Origin of the sequence: Streptomyces sp. NPDC005485 (assembly GCF_040606085.1) — a bacterium.
Classification (GTDB): Bacteria; Actinomycetota; Actinomycetes; order Streptomycetales; family Streptomycetaceae; genus Streptomyces.
Window position 1 is genome coordinate 14,838 of the sequence record NZ_JBEXDZ010000036.1, and the last position, 21,396, is coordinate 36,233.

Here is a 21,396-nt window from a genome sequence, read left to right on the forward strand (position 1 = left end):
TACGGGCGTCAGGACATGCTGCCCCGGCACACCTTCCCTCGGGCCGGGGTGCGGCCTGTGCGGAGGTATTGGTCGACTGTCTCCGTGACGCAGCGGTTCTGCGGGTATGTGCCGTGGCCCTCCTCCTTGGCCGTCAGGAGCACGCCGACACCGTCGCCCAGGGCGCGGGCCATGTGGCGGGCGCCGGAGTATGGGGTAGTCGGGTCGCCGGTGCCGCCGACCACCAGGATGGGGGCCGCGCCGTCGGCGTTCACCTGAGGCGTGGCACGCTCGCCGTCGAACGGCCAGTCGTAACAGAGGTAGACGCCGTTGGACCAGGCCGCGCCGAAGACGGGTGAGGCGGCTTTGATGCGGGCCGCGTCCCTGTCGAGGCGTGCGAAGTCGGGGCGCAGGCTGGAGTCCGCGCAGGTGATCGCTGTCTGGGCGGCGACGCTGCTGTCGCTCGGGGTCGCCGCGTGGTCGGCGGAACCGATGTCGCTCGGGGTCGCCGCGTGGTCGGCGGAGCCGATGTCGCTCGGGGTCGCCGCGTGGTCGGCGGAACCGATGTCGTCCGCGCTCTTGCTCAGCGGACGGCCGTCGTTGTGGTCGATCAGCGCGGTGAGGGCCTTGGCGAGCGGCGACCAGCCGTCTGTGCCGAGGTCTAGATGGTCGCTGACGGCGTACGCGAGGGCGTCGGCGTCGAGGTTCCTTCCGCCGCCGACCGGGGCGGGCTTCTTCTCCAGGCGGTCGGCCAGACGCGCCATGCGTCGCGCGGCCTCCTCGGGCCCGTCGCCGGTCGGGCAGTGGCGGATCCGGGCCGCGCAGTGCGCAGCGAACCGGTCGAACGCCGCCTGGACCGCCTTGACTTGCGACACCTGCTCCTCGTCGAGGTCCTCGGTCGGATCGACGGACGCTTCGAGGACGAGCCGTCCGACGTGCGACGGGTACAGGTGGGCGTAGACCGCGCCGAGCGCCGTTCCGTACGAGACGCCGAAATAGTGCAGCCGCTCGTCGCCGAGGAGGTAGCGCATCAGCTCGAGGTCGCGCGCGGTGTGCGAGGTGCCGATGTACGGGAGGAGCGCCCCGGAGTGCTTCGCGCAGGCGGCAGCCCCGTCGTAACCGGTGTCGTCCTTGGTTTTTCCGCAGCGCACGGGGATCGTCGCGCCAACGCCGCGCGGGTCGAAGGAGACCAGGTCGTAGCGGTCGAGGAGCGGCTTGTACTGGTTGAGGAATTCGGGCAGTCCGCTCACGCCGGACACGCCGGGGCCGCCGAAGTTGAGGACGAGCGAGCCGATGCGCCGGGCGTTCGGGCCGGTGGCCTTGCGGCGGATCAGAGCGACGTCGATGGTCTTGCCGTCTGGTTTCCGGTAGTCGAGCGGGGACTTCATGGAGGCGCAGTCGTAGCCCGTGCGCGCGGTGGGCGGCGAGGTGCAGCGGGACCAGTGGAGGTGCTGGCCGGTGGTGAGCGCGGTGGGCAGACCGGCGGGCGGGTTGTGCGCGGTGAACTCCGTACGCGGCTCCGCGCTCCGGCCTGGAGCGTCGCGCTGGAGCCAGGCGCCGACGGCCCCGATCGCGACAAGGACGACCACGGCGATGATGCGCACGCCCACCGAGAGGCCCGGTCTGCGGCTTCGTATCGTATGTGCGTCACTCATTGAACTCCCCGTGCTCCCGCCCCTGGACGCCCGCCCCGTGCCCGCATGCACGTACCCGTGATCGTCCGATCGTCGAATGAGTGCAGGGTACAAGCCGCCTCCGACTGCTCGGCTCGCGAGAGTGTCCAGAAATTCGGACCGCCCGCGGATCGGCCAACTGCACCACCAGCAGGGCGATGTCGCCCAGGTGGCGGCGGTGCACCCCGGCCACCAGGTCGCCCGGTTTCGAGGTGTGCCGTGACGTGCCGCGCCGCGGCAGGCCAGCGCACCTCATGCGGGTGCGGGCGGCGCGTCCTGGCTTGATGCGGCGTACTCGGCAGCCGACTCGACGTCCTTGGGCGCGGCCCAGCCGTCGTAGCGGGTGCCCAGGGCAGTGGTGGTCGTTCTGGGCACGAGGCGGCCGTGCAGGACATCGGCAACGAACTCCGTCAGGTCCCGTTCCTCACCGTGGTCCCAGCCGACGTGGACAGGACCGTGCCAGAACGGACTTGGGTCGCAGACCTCCGCGCAGGCCACGACGCTGAAGCTGCTCACGAGCGGATACAGATGGCTCCACGGCCCGTCAGGCGCCGCAGGACGGTACGCGCGTGTCGTAGTAGGCGCCAGGTACGGCTTGCGAGTGTGGATGCCACCCCGCATCGCCTCGTAGCCCCGGCCGCTGCAGGAACGAACGGACCAGCTCCTCGACGAACCGCTGCCCCAGCCTCCGGCCCGGGCGCTGTCGGCCACCGACACCGCCTCCAGTTCGACGAGCGACCTCGACAGCCTCCAAGGACTCCTGACAAGAGTGGTGGGCTTGACCTGGTCAGCGGTCGGTGTCGTGCACGAGGCCGCCGGGTAGCAGGACGCGGTCAGCCGCGCGATCGCACGCGATAAACACGGCGACGCAGACGATTATCCCCGGGATACTGGTCGCCCATGGATGAGGTCAAAGTAGTCGTCGCCCATTCCGAGCGCGCGACCCTGCGCGTCGGCGATGTGTTCCTGAAGGTGGACGCCGATCAGACGCGCGTCGACGTCGAGGTCGAGGCGATGTCCCTCGCGCCGGTCCCGACCCCGAAGGTCCTCTGGCGCAAGCCGCCCGTGCTCGCGATCGCCGCACTCCCGGGGACGACGCTTGGGCGCCTCGGCGGGCCCTCGACCGGGTCGTCGGCGGCGTGGGCCGCGGCGGGCGCCGCCATCCGGAAGCTGCACGACGCGCCGCTGCCGACCCGGCCCGGCCGGGCCGGCCGGAGCATCGTCGCGCTGACGGCGGAACTCGACGACGAGTGCGAGTTTCTCGTGACGAACGGCCTCCTGCCCGCTGACCTGGTCACCCACAACCGCCAGGTCGCCGAGGCCGCCCTCCGGCCGTGGACTCCGGCGTTCACGCACGGCGACCTGCAGATCGCGCACGTCTTCGTCGACGGCGACGAGGTCACGGGCATCATCGACTGGTCCGAGGCGGGCCAGGGTGATGCCCTGTACGACCTCGCCACCTTCACGCTCGGACACAAGGAGCACCTCGACGACGTCGTCGCCGGCTATGGCACCGCCGTCGACCTCGACGTGATCCACGCGTGGTGGTCGTTGCGAAGCCTGCTGGCGGTTCGCTGGCTGATCGAGCACGGCTTCGACCCGTTCGCGCCGGGCTGTGAGGTCGACGTGCTGAGATCCCGGATGTGAAGCTGCGCGGGCCCGACTGCTACGAATGCGTTCTGACGCATCGAGCAGGCCATCCCCTGGGGCGCATCGCCTGCCCTTACGCTCGACAAAGTGCGGGGCTCAGTCGTCGCCAGCAGATGACGGCGCAGCCGAGGATGACGAACGCGTGGTGGATGTCGTCGCGGATCTCTCGGTGGAGCGGATCGCTGACCTGCTGGAAGCCCGCCCGGAGGCGGCGGTTTAGGCGATTCCGGCCGCCGCTCACCACTACTGCCACAGACCAGAGCGGCCGGGGCGGCCTGGGGTCAGCCGGGGGTCGCGGACAGGGAACGGACATGAGTACGAACCCAGTCGGTGATCTCCCCGACCGGAGTGCCCGGCGTGAACAGGGCAGCTACACCAAGCGCCCGCAATGGCGCAATGTCGGCCTGCGGAATGATGCCACCGCCGAACACCACAATATCGGCGGCATCCCGCTCCCTCAAAAGACCAAGAACATCAGCGAACAACGTCATATGAGCGCCCGAGAGCACCGACAGACCGATACCGTCCGCATCCTCCTGCACAGCCGTCTCCACAATCTGACACGCCGTCTGATGCAGACCAGTGTAAATAACCTCCACACCCGCATCACGCAACGCACGCGCAATTACCTTCGCACCACGGTCATGCCCGTCCAACCCGGGCTTCGCCACCACAATCCGCAGAGCAGAACTCGACCCAGAAGCCATACCTCACCCTCCACTCGAAGCAACACCCGCCACACAACCAGACACGGAACTCACAAACACCACCCCACCCAACGCGCACCGGAGGCCGGGCGGCCGGAGAGCCGGCAGTCATGTGTCCACGTCTCTGCTCAGTCCGACCCGCCGCACACGCGAGCCCAGTCCCCCACTCTGACCCCCACCGCTCAACTCCCACTGGAACAAACCCCACACCACCCAGAACCGCACAGAAAGCAGGAGCGAAGCGAAAGCAGGTCGAGTGCGGGCGCCGGAACGGAAACGGGCCCACACCCGGCCAAGGAGAGAAGGGCGAGGCCGCGGCCTCTTCCACGGCTCCGACTACGCCGATTTGCAACGCGGCTTCACCGTGCGGAACCCGACTCCGTGCTCACGCGTCAAGGCCCAATACGAGATCCCGTACAAGTAACGAGGCGGATCGCGCGTACAGATCGCATTTGTACCTCGGTGGCATCCTCGCCCCCTCACCGCGGCGAGCACTTTTATGCTCCAGCCACAAGCCTCCGGGGCGTTGCCGGAATTCTCTACTGCTACAGCGCATTCGTCACCGGCTGGATGCGGGACCGGTAGGCGCCCGGGGGCCCGCTGTCAGAGTCCTGCGGCCGGTCGCCGCCAACAGGGCGATCAACGCCAGCACTGCCAGGAAAATCAGCACGAGCAGCAGGACCGTCAGGATCGTGGGGTGGTTCCAAAGAGCGAACACCAGGGCCAGGACCAGCAGGACGCCGATCGTGAGCCATCGCCGGTTGTTCGCAATCCACGTCCCCACCCGGCCGGTGTGGATGTCGCGGGTGTCCGCCCATCGGGCCACGGAGTCGGCGGTGCGCTCGGAGGTGCCCCGCACGGCCCGTGCCCCTCGGCCGGGCCCGACGAAATAGGCGCCGAGAGCGACCACCACGCCGAGCACGATCACGGTGCGCAGCGTGACCCGCAGGAAGTGCAGGAGATGGTCGAACACGGCTGCCGCGGCTGCCTCCGACTGCACCTGCGGGGGCAGATGATCCAGGTAGAACCGGCGGGCGACAACAAGGCCGATGGCGACGACCAGGGCCGCTCCGGCACTGCCCAGCGCGATCTTCACCAGGGCGCGTCTGCGCTGGTACGCGAGGAATACGCCTGCTGCCCCGAGGAACACCGTCAGCACCGGCATCCACGTGCCGACCACGTCCAGGGCGTGTGCGGCACCCTGCATTCGCTTGAGCTTGTCGGACTTGAAGAGAACCATCTGCTTGTCGGTATCGGGGATGTTCTTGGCGGGCGTCACGCCGGCGTCGACGAGTTCCTGCCTGACCCGGTCGACGGCGGTGCCGACGTCGAGGGTCACGGTGCCATCGTCGACTCCGACCGCCCCGCGCCCTTTCCCGGTCAGGGCGTGCACGACAGCCGAGTGTGCGGCCCGGTTGGCGCCGGTCCACACCTTCTCGAACCTGTCGCTCTGGACAAAACGCGTCGCCACCTTCTCCGCGGCACCGGTCACGGCCGCGTCCAGCTGTGGGGCCAGCCCCTTCACAGCCTGGGCCGCCGTCGGCGGCAGGCCCTGCGACTGCAGCCACGCTGCGAGCTCGGCGGTGACCCGCTTGCCGTCGACCCGTACGTCGACGGCTTGGACGATTCGGTTGCGCGCAGCCTCCTCGATCGCGGGATCGGAAGCGAGTGGTTTGACCGTGTCGACGTAGCGATCCGTGTCGAGCGCGATGTCGTGCACCCACACGGTGAGCACGGATACGGGGACCAGGACGCAGGCGAGCACGATCAGAACCGCCGAGGCCACTTTCCGACCGATCCTGCCGGCCAGATGCGACCTGCCGGCCGGCGGTGAGCCCTCCTGGGCAGGATCCTGCGATGGTTCCCGCGGGCTGGTCATCCGTCCTCCAGAACTGGGGGGGGCGCGGCCTGTCGTGGCTGGCATCGGTATCCATTCCTCCTCATCGCTGCGGAGACGGCATCCCGGGATGCGCCATTCGGAGTGTCCTGAAGCATCGTCCGGCACCGCTGGTCGGTGTGCGTGGCGCCGTTTCGCACCGCATGGACACTCGGCGATACGGGAGTCCGCCCAAACAGTCCTCTTCGGGCGGGGAAGTGGGGCGCTCGGCGCCCCGCCCTCGGAGCGGGGCGCGAGAGTGGGAGTCCAAACACCGGCTTCGGCAGTGTCGTCGGCTGGAGAGCCCCGCCGCAGAAGGCCTGCCCACGCCACTGTGCCGGGAGCGGGCTCCGACACCCTCGCCGTGTCTATCCGACGCAGGAACGTACCGAGGTCGGAACATATGCAGACTGAAACCCGAGATCCCGATTGGTGCCTAATGTCGGACGCTGGATCAGGTAGGCGGTGCTGCGCTCCTTCCCGGGGCGGGTCACCCCCACGCGTGGACGTGAGCGTGCCATCCGCGCCCCCGGCAAGCGCGTGGGCAGTTGGCATGGTGCACGTGCCCGGCGGTCTGTTCCTGATGGGCTCGGAAGGCGACTGGGTTGTGCCCGAGGACGGTGAGGGCCCCGTTCACGCGGTCCGACTCGCGCCCTTCTGGATCGACCGCTGTGCCGTCTCCAACGCGGAGTTCCAGGACTTCGTCGATGAGACCGGACACGTCACGGATGCCGAACGCTTCGGCTGGTCGTTCGTTTTTGCCGGGCTTCTTCCGGCCGACTTCCCCGAGACCCGGGCCGTCACCGAGGCACCGTGGTGGCGCCAGGCGTACGGGGCGTGCTGGCGCCACCCCGAGGGGCCGGAGTCCGATGTACACGACCGGGCCGAGCACCCGGTCGTCCATGTCTCGTGGGACGACGCCACCGCCTACGCCGCCTGGACCGGAAAGCGGCTGCCGACCGAGGCGGAGTGGGAGTACGCCGCGCGCGGCGGCCTCGAACAGGCGGTGTTCCCCTGGGGTGACGAGCTGGAGCCGGCCGGTGAGCACCGGATGAACGTCTGGCAGGGCACTTTCCCCGACCACAACACCGTCGCGGACGGCTGGTACGGCACGGCGCCCGTCGCCGCGTACCCTCCGAACGGTCACGGCCTGCACAACATGTGCGGCAACGTCTGGGAGTGGTGCGCGGACTGGTACTCGCCCGCCTACTACGCGCGCAGTCCGCAGGACGGTCCGCCCGGCCCGTCGTTCGGCGTACAGCGGGTGATCCGCGGTGGCTCCTACCTCTGCCACGCCTCTTACTGCCGCCGCTACCGCGTAGCCGCCCGCAGTTCCAGCACCCCCGACAGCAGCACCGGCAACCAGGGGTTCCGCTGCGTCCTCGACGACACATCAGCGAGGTCACAGTGAGTGGTGGCAGTGCGTGGGCCGGGGCTTCCATGGCCGCCGTCACGGCGGGTACGCGCTCTTCTCGCGGCGGCTGTCGGCGACCGCCGTGTCGGGGCCGATGGTGTTCGTCGGCTTCGGGGTGGCCATCGGGCCGATCGGGCTCGACCTTTTCGAACTGGAGCACGCCGCGGGACCTGTGCTCACCCTGGTCGAAGCGGCCCTGACGCTCGTCCTGCTGACCGACGCGATGACCGTACGCCGAAAGGATCTGCGCGTCGGCGGGTTCCTCCCCGGCCGGCTGCTGGGGATCGGGCTGCCGTTGACCATCGGGGCCGGCTGACTCCTCGCGTGGCCTCTGCTGCCGGGGCTGACCGCGTGGGAGTTGGCGCTGGTCGGGACGATCCTGGCCCCGACCGACGCGGCTCTGGGCAGGACGGCTGTCTCCAGCCCGCGTGTCCCCCCGCTCGTGCGCAGTGGTCTCAACGTCGAGAGCGGCCTCAACGACGGTATGACGCTGCCCTTCTTCGTGCTGTTCCTCGCGGCTATGTCCGGAACCAACGCCTCACAGGAGGGAGTTGCCGGAGTCTTCTGGCGCGCGCTCGTGGTCAGCACCGCGCTGGGGCCGGCGGTCGGCGGACTCGGCGGGTGGCTCTTGTCCTGGGCGCGCAAGCGGGGCTGGGTCAGCCGTGACTGGGGGCAGATGTTCGTCTTGGCCCTGGCCGCGGGCTCTTACACGCCGGCCGTCATCGTTGACGGGAGGGTTCATCGCGGCCTGGGTGGCCGGCTTCGCCTTCGGTGTCTCCCAGCGCCGGAGCACGGCAGTGGAGGTACCGGACGACGGCGAGGACACCGCAGAGCTTGCCGAGCAACTCGCCGAGTTTCTCGCCTCCTTGAGCTTCCTGGTCTTCGGGGCCGTCCTGCTCGGTCCGGCACTGGAGCACCTCGACTGGAGGATCCTCACGTACGCCGAACTGAGCCTCACCGTGGTCCGGATGCTGCCCGTCGCCCTCTCTCTGGTCGGGACCAGTCTGGCCCTCCCCACGGTCGCCTACATCGGATGGTTCGGGCCGCGCGGACTCGCCTCCGTCGTCTTCGGGCTGCTCGTGGTGGAGGAGCACGTCCAGGGGGTTCAGTTGCTGGGCCGGGCGATCGCGATCACCGTCGCGCTGAGCATCCTGCTGCATGGCATGTCTGCCACCGTTCTCGCGAATCGGTACGGCGCCTGGCACCAGAAGGCTGCCGCAGGTCGGCCAGATCTGCGGGAGGGGATGCCCGACGAGGGCTTCACCGCGCGGTAGGGCACAGGACGAGCTACGGAGGAATCACGGGTGGCGACATCACCAGGCGTCGCAGTAGTCCCACGCAACGGTGGGCGGCCCGACTGGCGATCGCGGCGGTGGTCGCCGCAGTGGTCCTGCCGCTGGCGGTCGCGGGTTTCAAGAGCCTGGGCCGGCCGCCATCGCGCTGACCGGACTTGCCGTCAGCGCCGCCGGACTGTGGTGGGCTCTCAGCCGTAGGGGTCTGATCAGATGGCACGCGGTGGTCCTGGCGGCGGCCGCGCAGATGGCGTTGACCGGGCTCTTTGTCGCCGTCGGCCTGTTCTTTCTCGTGATCGTCATGCTCGCGTCATGGGCCGTGGCGTGCTTCGAAGGATGGACCGCGCTCGCCGAGGACGGCGGACAAGCCGCTCAGGCCGAACACCACCCCCCAACGCCCGGACGACCGCTCCTCATCCTGAATCCGCGCTCGGGTGGCGGAAAAGTCGGAAGATTCGGGTTGGAGGAGAAGGCCGAAGCACTCGGGGCGCCCAGGTCGTGCTGCTCGACACCGCGCACCCTCAAAATGTTGCCACGCTCGCACGCCACGCTCGGGCGGACGGCGAGGATCTGCTCGGCGTAGCCGGCGGAGACGGTACTCAGGCGCTCGCCGATGGTGTCGAACTCCGCATCGACCTGGGCCGCATCGCAGAGCGCACCTTCGTCAGCAATGTGTCGTTCGCCGCCTGTTTGAGGACGCGGGAGTGAGCATCGACTCCCCCAAGCCGTGCCCGTGAGCAACCACACCTACAGCACAGGCGACCCGGCGGGCCTCGGGCGCCGTGAGCGGCTGAACGCGGGAGTCCTCGGTGTGCTGAGCAGCAAGGTCGACAACGCGATCCAGGCGGCCGACCTGCTGCGCGGCTCACTCGTCCGGGCTCACCACGATGACCGCACGGGAAATCGTCACTCACGCCGACGCGCCCGAGCCGGAGGTCGGCGTCGACGGCGAGGCGCTCTCCTTCCCGACCCCCGCCCACTGCACGATCAACCCTCGGGCTCTGCGCGTTCGTGCCCCACATAACCGCCCGGCGCACCCCGGCCGAAGACACGCCCGGACTGGCGGCACTCGAGCCGGCGCTGTCGCGCCGTTGAGTCAGCGGCGGAGCAGGTACCACACCAGCGCGGCGATCGCGGCGACGGCGAAGAACGCGAGCAATACCGTGCTCCAGTGCGCGTCGGCAACACGGAGGTCGGCAGCCAGTACGACCAGCACAATCGCGACCGGCACCGTGCACGCCAGCAGAACCCGCACTGCCACCAGGAGGAACCCCGGGCGCAGCGTGACACGCCTCCGCGCAGGACCGCCGACAGGCAGCACCTCCGTCCCCCCGTGCTGCGCGAAGTGCCGCGCGGAGACTCCGGCGAGCTTGTTCGTCGCGCGCCGGTACATCTCCGCGCACACCGGAACCCAGACGAACGGCACCACGAAACCGATGAGGACCAGCGCAATCGTGCCCGCCCACCCTGCAGCCCTGCGCATCTTCCCGCTCGGCTGATCCTGGGACGTGACCAGACCGATGAGGTACGCCTGTCTCCTGACGGTGCTCCACCAACTGACCCCGGGCCCGGCGTCGACGGCGGCAGGCCGTGCCTCCCGCAGCGCCGCCGCCGCCTCAACAACGGTCGGATAGACGCCCTGGATCACCAGCAGGTCGGCCACGACCGCTTCATCCCTGGGGTCACGACCGGACAGGGCCGCGAGTTCGAGCACCATCCGGAACTGGGCGAGCAACGCGCCACAGAACGCGATCGGCAGCAGTGCCATGAAAGGGCCGCCAAGGAAGGACCCTTCCGTGACGGATGAGCGAACGCCCCGCCGCACCACCTGGTGTCCCAGTTCCTCGGCGTCCGCTTCATGTCCCGGCAGCTCGGACCGCCGCTGAGCGATCCACTCGGCGGCCGGCGGGCCTAGGAACTCAACCGCGAACACGGCCATGCGCTCGGGCATGTGCCGGGGATCCGCCCGGACCGTACGCAGCAGTCTCCTGGCCGCGCCGGGAGTATGCCGCCCCGCTGGCTCGCCGTCGTTCACCCGCCGCAGGCTAGCCAACCGATCGCGTCCATCCGCCCTGTCGATCTCTTGCGGCAGCTGATTCACCCGGATGAAGCGCCCATGACGCGAGCCCCTGAGGGCGGTGACGGCTTCTCTGTGCGAGGAATGGACCGTGAATCATAAGCAGCTTGGGCAGTGGGCCAGGACGGCCCGGGGGATCCCTCGGCGGACGCCAGTGGTCCGGCTGATGCTTGGCCGGCTGATCAGCGTGAACTGGCTGGACGCCAGCGCGCGGCTGGCGGCTCAGACCTTCCTTGCCGCACTGCCGCTGCTCATCGTGCTGGCCGCGTTCGCGCCCAGAGGCGTCAAGGACGTGCTGGTCGACTCCGTTCAGGCCCTGTTCGGTGAGGACGCGCCGGTCGACGACATCCAGGAGACGTTCACCGCGCAGGGCGTCACGAAGGACACGTACGGAGCTGTCGGCATCGTCGTCGCGCTCATTTCGGCCACCGCGCTGAGCCGGGCCCTGCAGCAAGTCTGCGAGCGCTGCTGGGATCTGCCCAAGGGCGGCGCACGTCTGACCGCCTGGCGGTGGCTGGTGTGGCTGTTGGGATGGCTTGCCGCGCTGCTGTTCCAGGCTCCGTTGCGCCACGGTTTCGGCGGCGGCACCTGGCTCGGGGTCGTGCTCTCGCTGTCGACCGCCGTACTGCTGTGGTGGTGGACGCAGCATCTGCTGCTCGGTGCCCGCATCGGATGGATGCCGCTGCTGCCCGGAGCCGTTCTGGCGGGCGTCGGCATGGTGACGTTCGTCTATGTGTCAGGGCTGTTCATGCCGGCAGCCATGCAGCGAAGTCTCGCCCAGTTCGGATCTCTCGGCTACGTCTTCGCGCTGCTCTCGTGGCTGATCACGTGCAGCTGCGTGATCGTCACCGGCATCGCCCTCGGCCAGGTCACGGCTGTTTCAGGGCCGTTCCCGCGCCTGCTGGGCACTCCCGTGCAGAAGCCGTAGGTCCGTCAGCCCCTGAGGATTCGGTCCTTCTGGACGGCGAACTCCTCGTCCGAGAGCACACCTTGCTCGTGGAGTTTGCCGAGGCGTTCCAGATTGGTGATTGCTTCATCCGTCAGCCCTGAAGGGGCCGGCGGGCCCGGCGGCTCCTGGGCGGAGGCGCCTGCGTCCGGCACGGTCTGCTGTGCGGCGGTGCGCTCGGCCTGGTGTCGGGCGACCCGCCCGGAGACTGCGCTCGCCGTACCCGCGGCCACCGCCGTACGGGCGGCGACACCGACGAGCCCCGGACGCCCTCTACGTGCCAGGGGACGACCCAACATGGCCCTCACCTTCCCTTTCCTGTCTCGGTACACCGTTTACGCGGCGTTCTGGTACGCCTGCTCCACCACTTCGGCGGGGATGCGCTCGTGGGCGACGAGTCTGCCGCCGGCACGGCGGACGGCGCCCGCCATCCCGGCTGCCCAGGTGTCCTCCCACAGGAGAATGGCCGCCGACGAGTCGGGCACGAGTTCCTCGGCGATCAGCTCGAGATCCTCCTGGCTGAACAGTCCGCCGACATCCCCCTCGATTTCGTCGAAGACGGAGGCCTCCACGGGGTCGAGAGCATCGAGCTCGACGTAGGAGACGACGCCGTCGGCATCCTTCTTGACGAAGGTGAGGTCGAGGATACGCACCGTGCCGCTCACCACGAGCGCCCTCAGCTCCGGTGCGATCTCACCCCGGAAACGGTTGCCCGGAAAGGCGACGACGATGTACTCGACAGGTCCTACGTCCATGACAGTTCCCCTTCCTCACGCGATCGCGCGCCGTCAGCCGGCGAGCACCTTCTCCTTGGCACGCTCGTACTCGGCGTCGGTGATGTCGCCGTGGTCGTGCAGGCCGGCCAGCTTCGACAGCTCGTCGACGTGGCCGGTGGCCCCGGCCTGACTCGTCCCGGCGGCGTCCCGCACGTAGGCACGGAATTCCTGTTCGCTCTGTCGTGCCTTGCGGACCTCGCGTTCGCCCATGCCCTTGCCTCGGGCGATGAGGTACACGAAGCAGCCCAGGAACGGCAGGACGACGCAGAAGACCGACCAACCGGCCTTGCCCCAGCCACTCATCGAGTCGTCGCGGAAGATGTCGCCGAAGATCCGGAAGAGCAGCATGAACCACATGACCCACAAGAAGACCCACATGATGGTCAGGAACGCGTTCAGCAGCGGGTAGTCCATGATCGTTCTCCTTGGTGCGATGCCGTGTGTGGGGGGGGGGACCGCGTCACTGACGTCCCATGGCGATGCGGATCCGGTCCTCCGGCCGGATGAAGTGGTTCGCATCGTTTGGGCCGGTGTCGACCTGGACCCGGTGGATGTCGCCGGTGAACGCGCCATCGGGGCTCACGTAGTCGGGGGCGACCGGTGTGCCGGTGTCCACGCCCACGTCGGCCGTCTCGTCGGCGGAGAAGAGGAAGGGCAGCGTGTGCTCGACCGGGACCTCGTGGCACTTGCCGAACTGGGCTGTGGAGTAGCCGTTGAGCTTGAGGATCTCGGCGAGCGGAGCCTTGGTGTTGGGGCGCATCGAGTTGTAGCCCGGGGCCGATGTGGCGATCTCGGTGACGCCTCCCATGCCCACGGAGTGGTGATTGCGGCCGGAGAGCAGCGCCGCACGGGTCGGCGAGCACAGGGCGGTCGTGTGGAAGCGGGTGTAACGCAGGCCGTTGTGCGCCAGGCGGTCGAAGACGGGGGTCTCGCAGGGGCCGCCGAAGGTGCTCGGGGCGCCGAAACCGACGTCGTCGAGCATGATCAGCATCACGTTGGGTGCCTGGCCGGGGGGCATCAGCGGCTGGATGGGCGGGAACGAGGTGTCCGGATCCTTGGCGTCGTATGTCATCGGCCCTGGGCGCTGCACGTCGGGGATCGGGAGAATCTGGCGGTGGATCTCGGACATGTGTCACGCCTTCCTTCCCGGTCGCCGCGTCAGGGCCACACTGTCCCTGCCCTCACAGTGCGCGGCAGCGCGTCCCGGCGCCTCACCCGTCCAGGGTGAAGAACGACCCTGCGTTGCGGCCTTCCGCTTGACGGGTGATGATCAAGAGGTAGGCAGTTCTTCCGGACTGCGCCCTGCGGTGTTGTGGTGAGGGTCATGCCCCGTCCGAGCTCCGGTGGACGCCGGGACGCTGCCGCGGAGCGGCTCACGCCGAACGGTGATCCCCTTCTGGCGGCACGGTTCAGGGTGCCGGTTCCCCCGAGCACGTTCATACGCAGACCGCGGCTCGTCGAGCGTCTGGCTCTGGGCAGGCACGTGCCCTTGACCCTCGTCAACGGACCCGCGGGAGCGGGCAAGACACTGCTGGTGGCCGACTGGACCGCCAAGGAGGGTGCGTCGAGCCATGTGGCATGGCTGACGGTGGAGAACGAGGACAACAGCCCCGGCGTCTTCTGGACCTATGCACTGGAAGCCCTGCGCCGTCATGGCTTCGGACCCCCGGACACCGTCGGCAGCCCGGCCCGTGCCGGCGAGGTGGATCACGCGCTGCTCGCCCGGCTGGCCGCTCATCTCAGTGAGCGGAGCGAACCTGTCGTCCTGGTGCTCGACGAGTTCGATCGCGTCGCAGGCTCGACGGAGATCGCCGACGAGCTTCAGTTCCTGCTCCGTCACGTGGGCGACGGACTACGCCTGGTCGTCATCAGCCGCACGGAACCCCTGCTCCCACTGCACCGCTACCGCGCCGCCGGCCAGGTCATCGACATCCGCGGCGCCGACCTGGCATTCCTGCCCCAGGAGACGGCCCAATTGCTGAGCCGGCACGGCATACGTCTCTCGGAGCAGGGCACGCGCTCCCTGACCGAGTGGACCGGGGGCTGGGCCGCCGGGCTCAGGCTGTGCATTCTGGCGGCACAGCAGGCCGAGGACCCGGACGCCTTCCTGAAGGACTTCGAAGCAGGTCAGAGCACTCTTGCCGACTTCCTGCTCGCCGAGGTGCTCGACACACAGCCGGGCGCGACACAAGACCTGATGCTGCGCAGCAGCATCCTCGAACAGATCCACCCCGACCTGGCCAACACCCTCACGGGCCGTGACGACGCGGAGCCGATCCTGGCCGGCCTGCAGCGCGCGAACGCGTTCGTTGAGTCCATCGGTCACTCGTGGTACCGGCTTCACCCGCTGTTCGCCGAGATCCTCCGGGCCCATCTACGGGTCCGGTGCCCTGGGCTCGAGCCCGAGCTGCACCGCAGAGCCGCGCGGTGGCTCAGTGCAACGGGACTGTTCGCCGAGGCCCTGCCGCATGCCGCGGACGCCGGGGACTGGGAACACACGGCCGACCAGTTCGTGGAGGAGCTGGCCATCGGACGGCTCCTCACCGGCCTGGAAGCCGCCCGCCTGGACCGGCTCTTCTCCACGATGCCCCCGGACACTCCCGGCCCCGCCGCGGATCTTGTACGTACCGCCCGTCATCTGACTCGCCACGACGTCGACCGCGGGCTCGACCACCTACGCCGCGCCCGGGACAACCTTCACGACGGCGGGTATCCGTCCGCGGCCCGGCGGCTCAGCTGCGCTCTGCTGCGAGTGCTGGCCGCCCGGATGATCGGCTCTGCCGACCTGGCCGAGGATGCGGCGCAGGACGTGGCGGTGGCGGAGCGAGCCATCCCCGCCGAGCGTCTGGAACAGCATCCAGAGCTGCGCGCACTGATGCTCACCGACCTGGGATCGGCCCAGCTGTGGGCGGGAGACTTCGATGCCGCCCGGACGACGCTGTCCGCCGTCGCACCACTCGACGACGGTCCGGACACCGCGTTTCCGCGGCACGAGTGCCTCAGCCGACTGGCCCTGATCGACTTCCTGCGCGGCTGGCCCGACCGCGCCGAACGCCACGCCCGGGCAGCGGTCGCCGAGGCGGAGCGCGGCGGCCTGCCCTCCGCGGCCCGCACCGGGGTGGCCCAACTCGTGCTGGCCGCCGTCGCCCTCGATCGTGACGAACTCGGCTCCGCGCATGCCCATCTGGAGCAGGTGTTCGCATCATCCGTGGCACCGCACGACCCCATCGTCCGGGCCGAAGCGACTCTCCTGCGCTCGCGCCTGCTGCTCGCCAAGGGTCATCCGCGAGCGGCACTGCAGGTCCTCGACGAGCTGGAGAAACCGCGGGCAGCCGTCGAGCCCTCGCCGTGGGTACGCGAGCGGACCGCCCTGGGCAGGGCCAGCGCACACCTGGTGCAAGACCGCCCCGAAGTCGCCATGAAGGTCCTTGAGGAGGTCGGGTTCGCGGGGCCGGAGAACGTGGTGGCCGCGGCTCGTGCCCGGCTTGCCGTGGGCAGCGCGCTCGAGGCGCAGGCTCTGCTCCACGCGCTCCCGGTGGGGCAGGGTGAGGGGCCCGCCGTCACGGCCAGGACGCTGCTGGCACGGGCGCAGACCGCCGATGCTCTGGGAGACGACTCCGCGGCACAGCGTCTGACCGCACGGGCCCTGTCCACGGCCCGGCCCCAAGCGCTGAGGCGTCCGTTCCTCGATGCAGGACCGTGGCTGCAGCACTTGGTGCGCCGCCAACCGGCGCTGACGCGCGGGCACGACTGGCTGCCGCCCGAGCTGACGGGACATGCTCCGGGGCATCACGCGCACGGGCTCGGCCCTGACGTCGTGACCGAGCCACTGAGCGAGCGTGAGCACGAGGTGCTGGAACGGCTGGCGCAGACGATGTCGACGGAGGAGATCGCCGCCGACCTCCATCTGTCGGTCAACACCGTCAAGACTCATCTGAAGAACATCTACCGCAAGCTCGCCGCGACGCGACGGGGCGAGGCCGTGCGTCACGCCCGGGAGCTGCATCTCCTGTAGCCGGGCCCAGGTCACCTGGAGCGGGTGATGCCAGTCAGCGTCCGGAAGTCCCAGCATGGAACCGGGGGCAGGGCTGCGGTGTGACTGCGAGAGAAGCGCGCTCATGCGATACGAGATCCGCATCGACGGGGAGATGTCCCGAACGATGACACGGGCGTTCCCGGAGCTGGAGAGTTCCGTCAGGACCGCGCAGACCGTTCTGTTCGGCCAGGTCGCCGATGAGGCTCAGCTCTACGGCCTGCTGTCACGCTTCCAGTCGCTGGGGTTGCACGTGATGGAGATGCGCCGTCTGCCCGAGTGATCCGGTCCGTTGCACCGCGTCGAACCGCCCGGATGCGCTCACGCGGCAAGCACTTCGGCCTTGGCCTTCTCGTACTCGGCGTCGCTGATGTCGCCGTGGTCGTGCAGGCCGGCGAGCCGCGCCAGTTCGTCTGCCTTGTTCCTCCCGGCCGGCGGGCTCTCGGTGGCCGCCTCCCGCACATACGCGCGCAGGGCCTGGTCCCGGGCCCGCGCCTGCCGCAGAGTCCGCTCGCCCATGCTCCGGCCCCGGGCGATCAGGTAGACAAGGACGCCCAGGTAGGGCAGGGCACAGACGAAGAGTGTCCATCCCGCCTTGCCCCAGCCGCCGAGGGTGTCGTCGCTGAAGACGTCGGCGATGACCCTGAACAGGAGCATGAACCACGCCATCCACAGGAAGAACCACATCATCGTGAGGAACGCGTTCAGCAGGGGGTAGTCGGACATGGTGCCCTCCGGTTCCCGGTCCGCCGTTCGATGGCCACAGCGGCGTGTTGTTGACGGCACCACGGTCCACCGGCACGGAGCGCTGCGGATCACCCGCTACGGGTGGCCTCACGGACGACCCGGTCACCGCATCCTCACAACAAGGACCCGTACCACCCGCGCACCACGCGGTCGACGTGTGACCAGGAGGAACCGCCATGGCGACGGATCTCGTTCCGGCGACTGCGAACCTCGCGGACGCCCTGGCGGCCGTTGAAGCCGCCTACGACCGGCTGAACGCCAGCGACGAGCGATCGCTCGAGCGACTGCACCAGTGCGCCGAGGGACTGGCCAGGGCGACGGAAGCCACCGCCCGGCACGACCACCGTCCCGGGGCCATCCGGCTGGACGAGCCGTGGAACCTCCCCGAGCGACTGCGACACCGCTACCTCGCGGCGGATCACGGCGCGCACTGGGTCGTGCGGCACTGCCGTTGACGAACGCTCACCCTCACCCCCGCGTCACCTGTCGGGGTGATGCCGCAAGCGCGTCGAGCACCACGAAGCTGTCAGCTCCCTCGCGTGACAGGGCGCGCGCGAACGCCGCCGGCCTCTTACGGTGATCACGTGGAGGCAGAGACGTGGCACACGCGTGGTCCCGTCGCCACGTCCCGCTTCAGGCGCCTGGTCGTGTTCCTGGGCCCCGCCCTGGCCGCGGTGACGATGGCGGGAGCAGTCGCGCTCGGCCTGGGACTGCCGCACTGGGAGGACTCCCTTCCGAAGGTCGGGTTGACCTACGACCCGACGACGGCCTCTACGACCCTCGCGGCCATCGCGGGCGGGATGATCACTCTGTCCGGGTTCGTCATCACCGCGGTCACCTTGGTGATCCAGACCGTGCAGAACATGTCTCCGCGCCTGATCGGCGTCATCGATCATTTCCGCCGATCTCTGGCCATCGTAGGACTGGTGACCGGGACCGCGGTCTACGCACTGCTTGTGCTGGCCCAGATCCGGCCCGACGAGATTCCGCGGCTGTCGGTGACCGTGGCCGTCGTCCTCGTGGTCATCGACACGGCCGTGCTGTTGCGGAGTCTCACCGGGCTCCGGCACTTCGTGACCGGCGGCGGGCTGGCTCGGGCGGTGGGTGAGCTCATGCCGGCGTCGATCGACGCCGCTCTCCCGCCGAGCGGCACAGCGGCGGCCCCCGGTGCAGAGATGTGGGCGTCCGGTCCGGGGCTTCCGTTGGTCCACACCGGGCGATCCGGAGTCGTCCAGGGCGTCGACGAGCGGCGGCTGGTGCGGATCGCGACGGGCTGGGACGCGCGGGTCGCCCTTGATGTCGTTCCCGGGGACTACGTCTGCGTGGGTTCGGTCCTGGGGTATGTGCACGGTCTGGCGGGGGCGCGTGAGGCACATGGCAGCGGGCTGCGCCGCCTGGCGTCCTGCGTACGCGTGGACCAGGTCCGCTCCATCCACCAGGATCCTGCGTACGGCCTACGGCTCCTGGTGGACATCGCGATCCGCGCACTCTCACCGGCCGTCAACGACCCCACGACCGCCGTCCAGGCACTGGACCAGATCGAGGAGACGCTGGTACGGATCGTCACGCGCCCGCTCGGCGTGACCTTGGTTGCGGACGGGAAGGGGACGCCCCGCCTGCGCCGCTCCGCGCCTGCGTGGCCGGGACTGGTAAGCCTGGCCCTGGACGAGATCCTGCACTACGGGGCGACGTCCTTGCAGGTCGTACGACGCCTGAGGGTGGTACTCGACACCGTGGCCGGTGCGGCCCCGGACCACCGGCAAGCACCACTGGTCGAACGCATCGCCGTGGTGGACCGGATCGCCCATGCCTTTCGGGATCCTCTGCTCACGTCGGTGGCAAAGGGAGCGGACCGGCAGGGACTCGGCGGTGCCGGGGCTCCGCCGGACCCGCTCCAGCCGAGCTCTAGTCGAGATCCTTCTGCTGGACCACGCACAACGCCCAGATGACGAAGCCGTACAGAGCGATCAGTGTCAGGGACCAGACGGGGTAGTACGGGATGGACAGGAAGTTGGCGATGATCAGCAGCCCCGCGATGCCCACGCCGACGACCCTCGCCCAGGTGGACGTGTAGAACAGACCGACGCTCACGACCATGGCGATCACCCCGAGCGCCAGCTGGATCCAGCCCCAGCTAGTCAGGTCGAACTTGAAGACGTAGTTGGGGGTGTTGACGAAGACTTCGTCCTCGGCGATCGCCATGATGCCCCGGAAGAGGTCGAGGGTGCCGGCGATGAACAGCATCACAGCGGCGAAGAGCGTCAGCCCTGTGGCGGCCGCCTGAGCGCCGTGCGAGCGGTGGTGGGTCATGGTCGCCATTGCAGGGCCTCCGTTTCTCGTGTGGCTGCGGTCGGCAGCCGCTCCTGTACGAGCCTCCACCCGGGCGGCCTCTGCGTCGTCACCCCGCACGGGTGATCGATGGTCATGAGCGACGGTGGCTCAGGCAGCCCTGGCGGTGATCCGGTCGGCCTGGACGGCCTCGGCGAAGACCTCGTGGTCCCGCTCGTTCTGGTCGGCGTACGCTTCGGCGAACTCCGCCAGGGCCCGGTCGAAGGAGCTGCCCGTGCCGAGGTAGGCGGCGATGGCGACCGGATCGCCGGAGCGAGCGTGTGCGCGGGCCAGCGAGCCGCCGCACAGGCCCGCGTAGAGGCGCAGCAGGTCAGGCGTCATGGTCTCGGGCTGGGGCGTGCCTTTCCAGTCGCGCAGCTGCCTGACGTAGAAGTCGCGCAGTCGGCCGTCGATGCCAGTGACGCGTTCCCAGCCGAGGAAGATGTCGCTGTTCGCCTGCATCAGCCGCTGTCCGGCGACCACCCGCTTCCCCTGGTTGTCGTACCTGCCGGGTCCGCAGTACGGGGCGAGGACCGATTCCCCGGCCTCCTTGGCCTGCAGCAGCAGCGGATCGCCGTCGTCCCGGCCTTCCAGGAGGGCGATCCAGCAGCGGGTACCGACGCTCCCGACCCCGACCACCTTGCGTGCCATGTCGACCAGGCGGAAGCGTTCCAGAAGGTGGCGGCGTTCGGTGGAGAGGCTGCGGCCGTAGCGTTCGATGAGCGACGTCATGCTCTGCTCGAGTTCCTCGCGCTCGGTGCCCGGCTTCAGGTCACCCACAGAGGTGATCAGGGGCGGGTCAGGGGCGATCCGCCGCACGCCGTCGACCACATGAGTGAGCTTGTCGAAGGCTTGGAGGCTGTCCCGAGTGCGGGCCTTGGCCACGGCACGGGACGTCCGACGACGGACGTTCTCGTCCTCCAGCACCGCGTTCAGCTGGTCGGCGTCGTCCTGGGCGTACCAGATGTCCAGCGTGCGCATGCCGGAAAAGAGTTGCATCCGCTGCCGATAGGCTTTCACGGCCTCCTTGACGACAGCGGCGCGCCGGCCATCGTCGAAGCCGTTCGCGCGGCCCGCGACGGCGAGGCTGGCCACCAGCCGTTTGATGTCCCATTCGAAGGGGCCCGGCAGGGTCTCGTCGAAGTCGTTGATGTCGAAAATCAGGTGGCGTTCGGGAGAGGCGAACAGGCCGTAGTTCAGCAGGTGGGCGTCACCGCACAGCTGGACCGTGATGCGTGTGTGCGGCGCCTGGCCGAGATCGGCGGCCATGATCGCAGCGGCACCCCGGAAGAACCGGAAGGGTGACTCCAACATCCGGCCGTACCGGATGGGCACCAGCTCCGGTACACGCGTGACGGCCTGCTGCTCGAGCACGCCGACCGGATGGGGCCGCCCCTCGGCCGGAACGAATCGTGCGTGACTCGACCGGGACGCGGTAGAACGGGCCGCTCTGCCCTGAGCTGCTCGCTCGGCTACGGTGAGGTGGCTGCCGGCCTGGATCGTTGCTGTCATCGCGGCCTCCCCGTTGCCCGCGTGTCCGCCTCCGGCAGGCGGCGCATCTCGTCGACGCGCAGCCCCAGATTCTGGAAACGCAGGAGCAGCCCGTACAGATGCGCCTCGTCCGTCACCGAGCCGAAGAACACGGTCTCCTGAGAACCGATCGCTCTTGTCAGTTCCGGAAACGACTCGTTCAGCGCCACGGAGACTCGACCGTTGACACGGAACTCGTAACGCATGCCGACACCGCCCTCTCTTGAACGCCGGAACCCGCTTCCTCGCATCCTGCCTGCCGCACGTCCGCGCCGGATCACCCGCTTGAGGTGACGTAACGACGTCAACGCGGGCCCAGATCCGGGGTTCGGCCGGAACCCGCCAACCGGTTGATCTCCGTGGCGGAT

General features: G+C 69.2%; 23 protein-coding genes and 1 pseudogene. 11 read left to right on the forward strand and 13 right to left on the reverse strand.

What is annotated here, in order from left to right; all coding sequences use genetic code 11:
* Positions 1-8: 8 nt before the first annotated feature.
* Positions 9-1,634, reverse strand: coding sequence for an alpha/beta hydrolase (locus ABZS97_RS15055; RefSeq protein WP_356137613.1), 1,626 nt, complete (start codon positions 1,632-1,634; stop codon positions 9-11).
* A gap of 270 nt (positions 1,635-1,904) precedes the next feature.
* Positions 1,905-2,168 (reverse strand): hypothetical protein, encoded by a 264-nt coding sequence (locus ABZS97_RS15060; RefSeq protein ID WP_356137615.1) that lies wholly within the window; start codon positions 2,166-2,168, stop codon positions 1,905-1,907.
* A gap of 384 nt (positions 2,169-2,552) precedes the next feature.
* On the opposite strand from ABZS97_RS15060, the gene ABZS97_RS15065 reads away from it, so the two are divergent.
* Positions 2,553-3,299, forward strand: a complete 747-nt coding sequence (locus ABZS97_RS15065; RefSeq protein WP_356137617.1) for a phosphotransferase — start codon at positions 2,553-2,555, stop codon at positions 3,297-3,299.
* Positions 3,300-3,583: 284 nt separating this feature from the next.
* Here ABZS97_RS15065 and ABZS97_RS15070 read toward each other — a convergent pair whose 3' ends face one another.
* The gene (locus ABZS97_RS15070) at positions 3,584-4,009 is read right to left on the reverse strand and encodes a cobalamin B12-binding domain-containing protein (protein ID WP_356137618.1); all 426 of its coding nucleotides are present in this window, start codon (positions 4,007-4,009) and stop codon (positions 3,584-3,586) included.
* 559 nt (positions 4,010-4,568) lie between these two features.
* Entirely contained in the window at positions 4,569-5,795 is a 1,227-nt protein-coding gene (locus ABZS97_RS15075; protein ID WP_356137620.1) for a hypothetical protein, read from the reverse strand.
* A 643-nt stretch (positions 5,796-6,438) separates the two neighbouring features.
* On the opposite strand from ABZS97_RS15075, the gene ABZS97_RS15080 reads away from it, so the two are divergent.
* The 5 genes and pseudogenes from ABZS97_RS15080 to ABZS97_RS15100 all read left to right on the forward strand — a co-directional run bounded on the left by ABZS97_RS15080 (position 6,439) and on the right by ABZS97_RS15100 (position 9,299).
* Complete coding sequence (locus ABZS97_RS15080; protein WP_356137622.1) at positions 6,439-7,296, forward strand: formylglycine-generating enzyme family protein; 858 nt, start codon at positions 6,439-6,441, stop codon at positions 7,294-7,296.
* Between the two features lie 13 nt (positions 7,297-7,309).
* Positions 7,310-7,615, forward strand: a complete 306-nt coding sequence (locus ABZS97_RS15085) for a hypothetical protein (RefSeq protein ID WP_356137624.1) — start codon at positions 7,310-7,312, stop codon at positions 7,613-7,615.
* 42 nt (positions 7,616-7,657) lie between these two features.
* Positions 7,658-7,966 (forward strand): annotated as a pseudogene (locus tag ABZS97_RS15090) (cation:proton antiporter); the annotation flags it as partial.
* A gap of 58 nt (positions 7,967-8,024) precedes the next feature.
* Positions 8,025-8,573, forward strand: a complete 549-nt coding sequence (locus tag ABZS97_RS15095) for a cation:proton antiporter (protein WP_356137626.1) — start codon at positions 8,025-8,027, stop codon at positions 8,571-8,573.
* A 516-nt stretch (positions 8,574-9,089) separates the two neighbouring features.
* A complete protein-coding gene (locus ABZS97_RS15100) occupies positions 9,090-9,299 on the forward strand; it encodes a hypothetical protein (protein WP_356137628.1) in 210 nt (69 codons plus the stop codon).
* 388 nt (positions 9,300-9,687) lie between these two features.
* On the opposite strand, the gene ABZS97_RS15105 is transcribed toward ABZS97_RS15100, so the two are convergent.
* The gene (locus ABZS97_RS15105) at positions 9,688-10,542 is read right to left on the reverse strand and encodes a hypothetical protein (RefSeq protein WP_356137630.1); all 855 of its coding nucleotides are present in this window, start codon (positions 10,540-10,542) and stop codon (positions 9,688-9,690) included.
* Positions 10,543-10,834: 292 nt separating this feature from the next.
* Here ABZS97_RS15105 and ABZS97_RS15110 point away from each other — a divergent pair, with 292 nt between their 5' ends.
* Positions 10,835-11,596: a YhjD/YihY/BrkB family envelope integrity protein gene (locus tag ABZS97_RS15110; protein ID WP_356137632.1), complete on the forward strand. Its 762-nt coding sequence runs from the start codon at positions 10,835-10,837 to the stop codon at positions 11,594-11,596.
* A gap of 5 nt (positions 11,597-11,601) precedes the next feature.
* Here the strand turns inward: ABZS97_RS15110 and ABZS97_RS15115 are convergent, their stop codons facing one another.
* From ABZS97_RS15115 to ABZS97_RS15130, 4 genes are read right to left on the reverse strand one after another with little or no spacing between them, the layout of a single operon-like run.
* The gene (locus ABZS97_RS15115; protein WP_356137634.1) at positions 11,602-11,913 is read right to left on the reverse strand and encodes an SHOCT domain-containing protein; all 312 of its coding nucleotides are present in this window, start codon (positions 11,911-11,913) and stop codon (positions 11,602-11,604) included.
* A 36-nt stretch (positions 11,914-11,949) separates the two neighbouring features.
* Positions 11,950-12,369, reverse strand: coding sequence for a DUF6325 family protein (locus tag ABZS97_RS15120; RefSeq protein WP_356137636.1), 420 nt, complete (start codon positions 12,367-12,369; stop codon positions 11,950-11,952).
* Positions 12,370-12,402: 33 nt separating this feature from the next.
* Complete coding sequence (locus ABZS97_RS15125) at positions 12,403-12,804, reverse strand: SHOCT domain-containing protein (protein WP_356137638.1); 402 nt, start codon at positions 12,802-12,804, stop codon at positions 12,403-12,405.
* A gap of 46 nt (positions 12,805-12,850) precedes the next feature.
* Entirely contained in the window at positions 12,851-13,519 is a 669-nt protein-coding gene (locus tag ABZS97_RS15130; protein WP_356137640.1) for a sulfatase-like hydrolase/transferase, read from the reverse strand.
* Positions 13,520-13,714: 195 nt separating this feature from the next.
* Between ABZS97_RS15130 and ABZS97_RS15135 the strand changes: the two genes are divergently transcribed.
* Complete coding sequence (locus ABZS97_RS15135; RefSeq protein WP_356137642.1) at positions 13,715-16,405, forward strand: LuxR C-terminal-related transcriptional regulator; 2,691 nt, start codon at positions 13,715-13,717, stop codon at positions 16,403-16,405.
* Between the two features lie 103 nt (positions 16,406-16,508).
* Positions 16,509-16,706: a hypothetical protein gene (locus tag ABZS97_RS15140; protein ID WP_356137644.1), complete on the forward strand. Its 198-nt coding sequence runs from the start codon at positions 16,509-16,511 to the stop codon at positions 16,704-16,706.
* Between the two features lie 38 nt (positions 16,707-16,744).
* Here the strand turns inward: ABZS97_RS15140 and ABZS97_RS15145 are convergent, their stop codons facing one another.
* Positions 16,745-17,149 (reverse strand): SHOCT domain-containing protein, encoded by a 405-nt coding sequence (locus ABZS97_RS15145; RefSeq protein WP_356137646.1) that lies wholly within the window; start codon positions 17,147-17,149, stop codon positions 16,745-16,747.
* A gap of 197 nt (positions 17,150-17,346) precedes the next feature.
* On the opposite strand from ABZS97_RS15145, the gene ABZS97_RS15150 reads away from it, so the two are divergent.
* Together ABZS97_RS15150 and ABZS97_RS15155 are read left to right on the forward strand one after the other, a co-directional pair.
* Positions 17,347-17,625 carry a hypothetical protein gene (locus ABZS97_RS15150; protein WP_356137648.1) on the forward strand — a complete coding sequence of 93 codons (279 nt, stop codon included), beginning with the start codon at positions 17,347-17,349 and terminating at the stop codon, positions 17,623-17,625.
* A 129-nt stretch (positions 17,626-17,754) separates the two neighbouring features.
* Entirely contained in the window at positions 17,755-19,119 is a 1,365-nt protein-coding gene (locus ABZS97_RS15155) for a DUF2254 family protein (protein ID WP_356137650.1), read from the forward strand.
* On the opposite strand, the gene ABZS97_RS15160 is transcribed toward ABZS97_RS15155, so the two are convergent.
* From ABZS97_RS15160 to ABZS97_RS15170, 3 genes are all read right to left on the reverse strand, one after another.
* Positions 19,076-19,489: a hypothetical protein gene (locus tag ABZS97_RS15160; RefSeq protein ID WP_356137652.1), complete on the reverse strand. Its 414-nt coding sequence runs from the start codon at positions 19,487-19,489 to the stop codon at positions 19,076-19,078. The two genes, ABZS97_RS15155 and ABZS97_RS15160, sit on opposite strands and share 44 nt — an antisense overlap.
* A gap of 120 nt (positions 19,490-19,609) precedes the next feature.
* A complete protein-coding gene (locus tag ABZS97_RS15165; protein WP_356137654.1) occupies positions 19,610-21,010 on the reverse strand; it encodes a DUF2252 domain-containing protein in 1,401 nt (466 codons plus the stop codon).
* Positions 21,007-21,234, reverse strand: a complete 228-nt coding sequence (locus ABZS97_RS15170; RefSeq protein WP_356137660.1) for a hypothetical protein — start codon at positions 21,232-21,234, stop codon at positions 21,007-21,009. The genes ABZS97_RS15165 and ABZS97_RS15170 overlap by 4 nt, the downstream gene beginning before the upstream one ends.
* Positions 21,235-21,396 lie beyond the last annotated feature (162 nt).

What these genes read in the sequence shown, in the direction of transcription:
- ABZS97_RS15055 (WP_356137613.1), bottom strand. Translation starts at nt 1,634, where the DNA reads ATGAGTGACGCACATACGATACGAAGCCGCAGACCGGGCCTCTCGGTG.
- ABZS97_RS15065 (WP_356137617.1), top strand. Translation starts at nt 2,553, where the DNA reads ATGGATGAGGTCAAAGTAGTCGTCGCCCATTCCGAGCGCGCGACCCTG.
- ABZS97_RS15070 (WP_356137618.1), bottom strand. Translation starts at nt 4,009, where the DNA reads ATGGCTTCTGGGTCGAGTTCTGCTCTGCGGATTGTGGTGGCGAAGCCC.
- ABZS97_RS15080 (WP_356137622.1), top strand. Translation starts at nt 6,439, where the DNA reads ATGGTGCACGTGCCCGGCGGTCTGTTCCTGATGGGCTCGGAAGGCGAC.
- ABZS97_RS15105 (WP_356137630.1), bottom strand. Translation starts at nt 10,542, where the DNA reads ATGCCCGAGCGCATGGCCGTGTTCGCGGTTGAGTTCCTAGGCCCGCCG.
- ABZS97_RS15110 (WP_356137632.1), top strand. Translation starts at nt 10,835, where the DNA reads ATGCTTGGCCGGCTGATCAGCGTGAACTGGCTGGACGCCAGCGCGCGG.
- ABZS97_RS15115 (WP_356137634.1), bottom strand. Translation starts at nt 11,913, where the DNA reads ATGTTGGGTCGTCCCCTGGCACGTAGAGGGCGTCCGGGGCTCGTCGGT.
- ABZS97_RS15120 (WP_356137636.1), bottom strand. Translation starts at nt 12,369, where the DNA reads ATGGACGTAGGACCTGTCGAGTACATCGTCGTCGCCTTTCCGGGCAAC.
- ABZS97_RS15125 (WP_356137638.1), bottom strand. Translation starts at nt 12,804, where the DNA reads ATGGACTACCCGCTGCTGAACGCGTTCCTGACCATCATGTGGGTCTTC.
- ABZS97_RS15130 (WP_356137640.1), bottom strand. Translation starts at nt 13,519, where the DNA reads ATGTCCGAGATCCACCGCCAGATTCTCCCGATCCCCGACGTGCAGCGC.
- ABZS97_RS15135 (WP_356137642.1), top strand. Translation starts at nt 13,715, where the DNA reads ATGCCCCGTCCGAGCTCCGGTGGACGCCGGGACGCTGCCGCGGAGCGG.
- ABZS97_RS15140 (WP_356137644.1), top strand. Translation starts at nt 16,509, where the DNA reads ATGCGATACGAGATCCGCATCGACGGGGAGATGTCCCGAACGATGACA.
- ABZS97_RS15145 (WP_356137646.1), bottom strand. Translation starts at nt 17,149, where the DNA reads ATGTCCGACTACCCCCTGCTGAACGCGTTCCTCACGATGATGTGGTTC.
- ABZS97_RS15150 (WP_356137648.1), top strand. Translation starts at nt 17,347, where the DNA reads ATGGCGACGGATCTCGTTCCGGCGACTGCGAACCTCGCGGACGCCCTG.
- ABZS97_RS15160 (WP_356137652.1), bottom strand. Translation starts at nt 19,489, where the DNA reads ATGGCGACCATGACCCACCACCGCTCGCACGGCGCTCAGGCGGCCGCC.
- ABZS97_RS15165 (WP_356137654.1), bottom strand. Translation starts at nt 21,010, where the DNA reads ATGACAGCAACGATCCAGGCCGGCAGCCACCTCACCGTAGCCGAGCGA.
- ABZS97_RS15170 (WP_356137660.1), bottom strand. Translation starts at nt 21,234, where the DNA reads ATGCGTTACGAGTTCCGTGTCAACGGTCGAGTCTCCGTGGCGCTGAAC.